At 47.6% G+C, this 6,224-nt stretch carries 5 protein-coding genes; 3 read left to right on the top strand and 2 right to left on the bottom strand.

The window, feature by feature from the left end:
• The 3 genes from DXZ20_RS16470 to DXZ20_RS16460 form a co-directional block, all read left to right on the top strand.
• The coding region (locus DXZ20_RS16470; protein ID WP_163703516.1) for an AIR synthase-related protein at positions 1 to 1,590 on the top strand (1,590 nt) is incomplete at its 5' end.
• 194 nt (positions 1,591 to 1,784) lie between these two features.
• A complete protein-coding gene (purF, locus tag DXZ20_RS16465) occupies positions 1,785 to 3,278 on the top strand; it encodes an amidophosphoribosyltransferase (protein WP_163699313.1) in 1,494 nt (497 codons plus the stop codon).
• 181 nt (positions 3,279 to 3,459) lie between these two features.
• On the top strand, positions 3,460 to 3,651 hold the full coding sequence (locus DXZ20_RS16460; RefSeq protein WP_163664752.1) for a hypothetical protein: 192 nt from the start codon (positions 3,460 to 3,462) through the stop codon (positions 3,649 to 3,651).
• Positions 3,652 to 3,755: 104 nt separating this feature from the next.
• On the opposite strand, the gene DXZ20_RS16455 is transcribed toward DXZ20_RS16460, so the two are convergent.
• Positions 3,756 to 5,144, bottom strand: coding sequence for an iron uptake porin (locus DXZ20_RS16455; RefSeq protein ID WP_163664762.1), 1,389 nt, complete (start codon positions 5,142 to 5,144; stop codon positions 3,756 to 3,758).
• Between the two features lie 341 nt (positions 5,145 to 5,485).
• Positions 5,486 to 5,767: a 4a-hydroxytetrahydrobiopterin dehydratase gene (locus DXZ20_RS16450; RefSeq protein WP_163664764.1), complete on the bottom strand. Its 282-nt coding sequence runs from the start codon at positions 5,765 to 5,767 to the stop codon at positions 5,486 to 5,488.
• Positions 5,768 to 6,224 lie beyond the last annotated feature (457 nt).

The following is a 6,224-nucleotide window of genomic DNA, read 5'->3' as shown; positions in this document are numbered from 1 at the left end:
GAAAAGTCTTTAGTGGAGGCCTGTCTGGAAGCATTTAAAACGGGGGCTGTGGTGGCTGCGCAGGATATGGGGGCTGCGGGTATCACCTGTTCCACATCTGAGATGGCTGTCAATGGTGGCGTCGGCATTGAGCTCGACCTGGACAAAGTGCCTGTGCGAGAAACTGGCATGGTCCCCTACGAATATTTGTTGTCAGAATCCCAAGAGCGCATGCTGTTTGTAGGGCAAAAGGGTCGTGAGCAGGAGCTGATCGACATTTTTGAGCGCTGGGGGCTCCATGCGGTGGTGGCGGGTAAAGTGATTCAAGAGCCGATCGTGAGGATTTTATTTCAGGGTAAGGTCGCTGCTGATGTGCCTGCCTCTGCCTTGGCAGATAACACACCGCTGTATGAACGCGAAGTTTTGGCGGAGCCGCCTGCCTATGTACAAACGGCCTGGGCTTGGCAAGAGAGTAGTTTGCCCGACTGTTCAGCAGCGGGTATCGATGGTAAAGCTTGGAGTGATGTCATGCTGACACTACTCGGTACACCAACAATTGCTTCGAAACAGTGGGTGTATCACCAATACGATCATCAGGTGCAAAACAACACGGTGATGTTGCCTGGTGGGGCAGATGCAGCAATTGTGCGACTACGACCTTTGGAAGGGGCTGAGGGGGCTATCAGTAATTCTGGTGTGGCTGCTACTACCGATTGCAACCCTCGTTATGTATATCTCAACCCTTATGAAGGCGGTCTGGCGGCCGTGGCTGAGGCTGCTCGTAATCTGAGCTGTGTGGGAGCAGAACCCATTGCTGTGACGGATAATCTGAACTTTGGCAGCCCTGAAAAACCGGTGGGCTACTGGCAGTTGGCGGAGGCCTGTCGCGGTCTAGCGGATGGCTGTCGTGAATTTGATACACCTGTAACTGGTGGTAATGTGTCGCTTTACAACGAAACAGTTGATAGTGAGGGTAACCCTCAGCCTATTTATCCCACCCCCGTGGTCGGCATGGTCGGTGTGATTGATGATTTAGATAGGGTTTGTGGTCAAAGCTGGCAAATGGCTGGTGACCAGATTTATTTACTGGGAACCCCATTGGGTGAGGACGGTGACGGGGCTATGACTCTGGGAGCTTCGGAATACCTCAAGCAAATCCATGGTCAGGTGGCAGGGCGTCCACCCAAGGTGAATATTGACCTGGAGTTAAAGGTTCAGGCAGTCTGTCGCCATGGTATTCGCCAAGGTTGGGTGACATCGGCCCATGATTGTGCAGAAGGTGGATTTGCGATCGCACTCGCTGAATCCGCCATTGGCGGCAACCTTGGAGCAACGATCACCTTACCCAACCTGGAGCAGCGTTATGACACCTTGCTGTTTGGTGAGGGGGGGGCTCGCATTGTGGTTACTGTTGCTCCTATTCACCAAGCTGCTTGGGAAGCTTATCTCAGGCAGCAACTAGATCATGCCTGGGGAATCATTGGTACTGTAACCGCTGCTAATACGCCCCTGGTTATTCAAACATCTGATGATCAACCCTTGATTAATCTGGATGTTGCCACCATGGCCGATAGCTGGCGCTACGCTATAGAAAGAGCCCTGGATGTGTAACAACATAAACAACATAGATTAATCTGATGGACCGACACCCTTGCAATTGGTTTCGGGTGTTAGGATCATGTTAATTAAGAAAATATTAAGTCATTCTCTCAAGTCTCTACCTGGTTTTCTCACCTGTGTGCGTCTTGAGCCCATCACTCATTAGTCGCTTCTTTTTGTTGTCGTTAACGCTAAGCGGACTCAAGATGCCTCTCCCAACCAATAATATTGTTTCCCAACCTTCTACCGTGCATGTTCATCCCGACAAACCAGAAGAAGCCTGTGGCGTATTTGCCGTCTATTCACCCACAGACGATGTTGCAACGCTGACTTACTTTGGTTTGTATGCATTGCAACATCGTGGTCAAGAATCAGCTGGTATTGCCACCTTTGACCATGGCAGTATTAATGTTCACAAAGACATGGGGCTTGTTTCCCAGGTATTTGATGAGGATGTATTGCAGCGCTTGCCTGGACAGTGGGCCGTTGGCCATACCCGCTATTCCACGACTGGGTCTAGTCGAGTTGCCAATGCTCAACCTGCCATAGTGTCTACTCGCCTTGGAGAGATGGCGTTAGCCCACAATGGTAATGTGGTCAATGCTAGCAAACTACGCGAAGAACTGCTTGAACGCAACCATACTCTGCTCACCACTACCGACACAGAGGTCATTGCGTTGTTGATGGCAGATGCCGTTAATGATGGCAAAGGATGGATTGAGGCGGCTATTGATGCCTGCGAACGGTGTCAGGGAGCTTTTAGCCTTGCGATCGCTACCCCTGAGGGGATTTTAGCAATCCGCGATCCGAACGGCATTAGGCCCCTTGTCTTCGGCTACTTTGGCGATCATGATCCTCAAAATGGGCCTGGGCAGTATGCGGTTGCATCCGAAACCTGTGGCTTAGACATTGTAAACGCCCACTACATTCGTGATGTGCAGCCTGGTGAGCTGCTCTGGATTAGTGAAACCGGTGTTAAGTCATTGCAATGGGCCCAGCCAGAACGCCGCCTGTGCATTTTTGAAATGGTCTATTTTGCACGGCCTGATAGCGTGTATCACGGTGAGAGTTTATACAGCTATCGCAAGCGTTTAGGTAATATTCTGGCCAAGGAGTCACCAGCAGACGTCGATTTGATTATGCCAGTCCCTGACTCTGGTATTCCGGCAGCTATTGGATTTGCTGAAGCTTCCGGTATTCCTTATGCAGAAGGGTTGATCAAAAACCGATACGTTGGCCGTACGTTTATTCAGCCAACCCAAATGATGCGAGAAGCTGGAATCCGCATTAAGTTGAATCCCCTACGAGATGTGCTGGAAGGGAAAAGAATTTTATTGGTAGATGATTCTATTGTTAGGGGAACTACCAGCCGCAAAATTGTCAAAGCTTTGCGAGATGCCGGTGCTACAGAAATCCACATGAGGATTTCATCCCCACCCGTTACCCATCCCTGTTTTTATGGCATTGATACAGATAGCCAAGACCAGTTAATCGCTGCCACAAAATCTGTACAAGACATTGAAGCCCAAATAGGTGTGGACACGTTAGCTTATTTGAGCTGGCAAGGAATGTTAGCAGCGACTCAACAGGATACTACAACATTCTGTTCTGCCTGCTTTACGGGAGATTATCCGGTAGAAATTCCTGAGATGTTTAAGCGCTCTAAACTTATGCTTGAGAAGACCCCAGTTAAAGCTTGACCTTGTTTAACGATGTTTTTAGCCTATATTTACGATTAATCAAAGGCTAAAAACATCGTGATTTCTACCATATTATTTTCGTCCAAAATATATACTTTTATGTCGTCGTATTTATGGCGTCGAAGCCTAATAAAGTAATTGCCTGGGCTGATATGTATAGATATCTAGAGCTTTTATTTAAGTGCGCGTGATTAAACTGGGCGATAGAGTGCGAATTTTATATCCCAAATATGCTGCTGGTCAAACAGGTACTGTCTTGGAGCAAGAAACTCTTGAGGATGGCTCTAAAACAGGACACTGGCTGGTCAAAGTTGATGGTGAACGATATATGATTCTGGCTTTGCTGCCGAAGGACATGAAAGTATTACGTTAATTACTACGTTTGAAGCTACCTGTTTTGAACATCTATGCATTGTAAAAAAGCAAAAAGGCTCCGCTTCTGCGGAGCCTTTTCATTAGATAACTAGGTTATCAAACTTAGAAGCTGAAGGTAGAACGGATGGCACCGTAAAGGCTGTCATCATCACCATCAAGCTCACCGTAAATTACAGCAGGAGTCAGAGTCCAGTACTTGTTGACTTGAACAGAGTAGTAAGCCTCAGCTACTTCGTTATCATCGAAGTCTTCAGAGTAGTAGACACCAGCGGCATTACCAGTACCTAGGAAATCACCAAAGGCAACACCAGCCTGCCAGCTCTCATCACCATCTTGGTCAGCGAAGTAACCGCCGATTTCGAACCCGCCAAAGTCAAGATTTAGAAGACCTGCGATAATTTCTTCTTCACCGTTACCATCGCCAGTTTCACCATCCATGTAGACGATGGCAGCATCAATCAAGCCATCGCTTAAGTAGTTCAACTGAACAATGTATTCATACTCGTCGAAGACACCCTTGTCTGCATCCTGACCGCGGCCAGTTGCATAACCAGCATCAAGAATGATGTTGTCAGTGAAGGCAATGTTGAAGCCAACACCAAGGGATTCGCCACCTACACCAAGCTGGTCATAGAACTGAGGACCACCGTAGTCAGCAACGCTAGGACCATCGAAAGGAACGATAGTGCTGGTTACAAAATCATCAGAAACAGTGCTGTTAGCGGAGATGATTGCAGAAACACGGCTGCCGATGGGGAAGGAGTAGTAAACATCGTCCAAGCTGATGTCATCCTGATCATCGTCAGGACCACTTTGGCTGGCTAGACCGCCTGCAGCCTGACCCAAGGAGCTAGTACCTTCACCACCACGGTCACTAGCCTGGAAACGAATACGTAAACGGTCTTCGCCAGTGAAGCTAGTGTCAAAGTTCAAACGAGCACGATACTCAAAAGTAGTCTCGTCTTCGTCGTTAGGAGCATCGAAAGGTACTACCAAGTGAGCGTCCAACTGACCTTTCAATTTGGTAGTAGTAGAGAATTGGTTAGCTTCTAGCTCAGCTACATCAGCTTCTAAAGTATCAACGCGACCACGGATAGTAGCTAGCTCGGCAGCAAACTCTTCCTGTAGGCGACGAATGGTGTCAAGCTCAGTTTCATCAACACCGTCAATTAGCTGAACGATTACGTCCAAGCAAGCGTTTAAGCCAGCAGCGAACTCATAGCGAGTCATTGCGCGGTTACCACGGTAAGAACGGTCGGGATAACCCTCAAGACAACCATACTCTTCTACTAGGCGCTGCAGTGCAGTGTAGGCCCAGTCAGAAGGAAGAACGTCAGAAAGCTCGGAAACGCTAGTAACCTGAGCTAGTTGAATGGAGTCAGAGTTGCTTAATGCGTCAACGCTAACAGTCTCAGCAGCAAAACCGGAACTGGAAAGAGCAGTACCCAGTACAAATGGGCTAGCCAATAAGGCTTTCCACAGATTAGACATTATTTTAGTTCTCCTCACACCTAGGAAGAAAATGAGCGGTCAGCAAAATAGCTGAGCCACATTGATTTATCTTGCCTGAATTACAGAACCTATGCAACCTTGCCCTAAGACAATTCGCTTATGCTCTGTAATTACCTAAGGCTAATGCTAGCAGATCTCTTTAGGAAGAGCTAGCTACGTAGACTACCTTTTTACCAACTGATAAGTTGGTTGATAGCTAACTCTAGACACCCTAGTCCAGATTTTTCTTCAGAGGAAGATTTCTTATGCCAGTTGGGAGAGTGTCTGGCCATGCCAGTTGGGATAGCGTCTGATCTATGCCAGTTGGGATAGCGTCTGATCTATGCCAGTTGGGATAGCGTCTGAGCCAAATTAAAATCTTGCTGAGTCAGGCCCCCTGCATCGTGAGTGGTGAGGCTAATGATCACTCGATTATAGGAAATTGAAATGTCAGGATGATGGCCAGCTGCCTCAGCTGGTTCAACTACTTTATTGATATAGGCAATTGCTTCAATAAAGTTCTTGAAGGTCAAAATCATTTGGATTGAAGTGTCTTCAAGGGTCCAGTCGGGCAATGTGGTGAGGCGAGTCTGGATTTCTGTAGAGCTGAGGAGTGTGGGCATATGTAGGGCACGATGATGGCACTTTACTAAAAATAATATTAAGTGCAAATCATATAAGTTAAGTGCCTTTAAAAAACTATCCGCTCCTATCAGGGAAGTGCCGAAGCAACTTCAAGATAGGAGCGGTCTAGTGGGGTCTTAGGTTGAAACCAGACTGCCGGAAGGAACCCTAGCGCATCAGTTTCAAAGATGAAGCCAATTCTAGAGAACAGCCCCGGCACACAGCCGGCTCACGTCAACCTGAAGACCCATGCATTTACAACTACTTTCACTCATGGGCATCACCTCCTTATCCCTAAACGGTTTTAGTACCAGGAGCACTTAGTGCTTGTTGAAATATAGCACAGGTCTTAGGGGAAAGGGATAAACGCTAGGCAGCGAATAAAAAAGCCCCCAACTTGATAGATTGAGACCCTTTTTATTCAATACTCCAAGCTCTTATAGAGCGTTACCGCGA

Source organism: Adonisia turfae CCMR0081 (assembly GCF_011009555.1).
Lineage (GTDB): Bacteria > Cyanobacteriota > Cyanobacteriia > Phormidesmidales > Phormidesmidaceae > Leptothoe > Leptothoe turfae.
This window is presented reverse-complemented; position numbering and strand designations above follow the sequence as displayed.

Bases quoted from the DNA above. Each gene is read 5' to 3' on its own strand.
- purF (WP_163699313.1), top strand. From the start codon at position 1,785: ATGCCTCTCCCAACCAATAATATTGTTTCCCAACCTTCTACCGTGCAT.
- DXZ20_RS16455 (WP_163664762.1), bottom strand. From the start codon at position 5,144: ATGTCTAATCTGTGGAAAGCCTTATTGGCTAGCCCATTTGTACTGGGT.
- DXZ20_RS16450 (WP_163664764.1), bottom strand. From the start codon at position 5,767: ATGCCCACACTCCTCAGCTCTACAGAAATCCAGACTCGCCTCACCACA.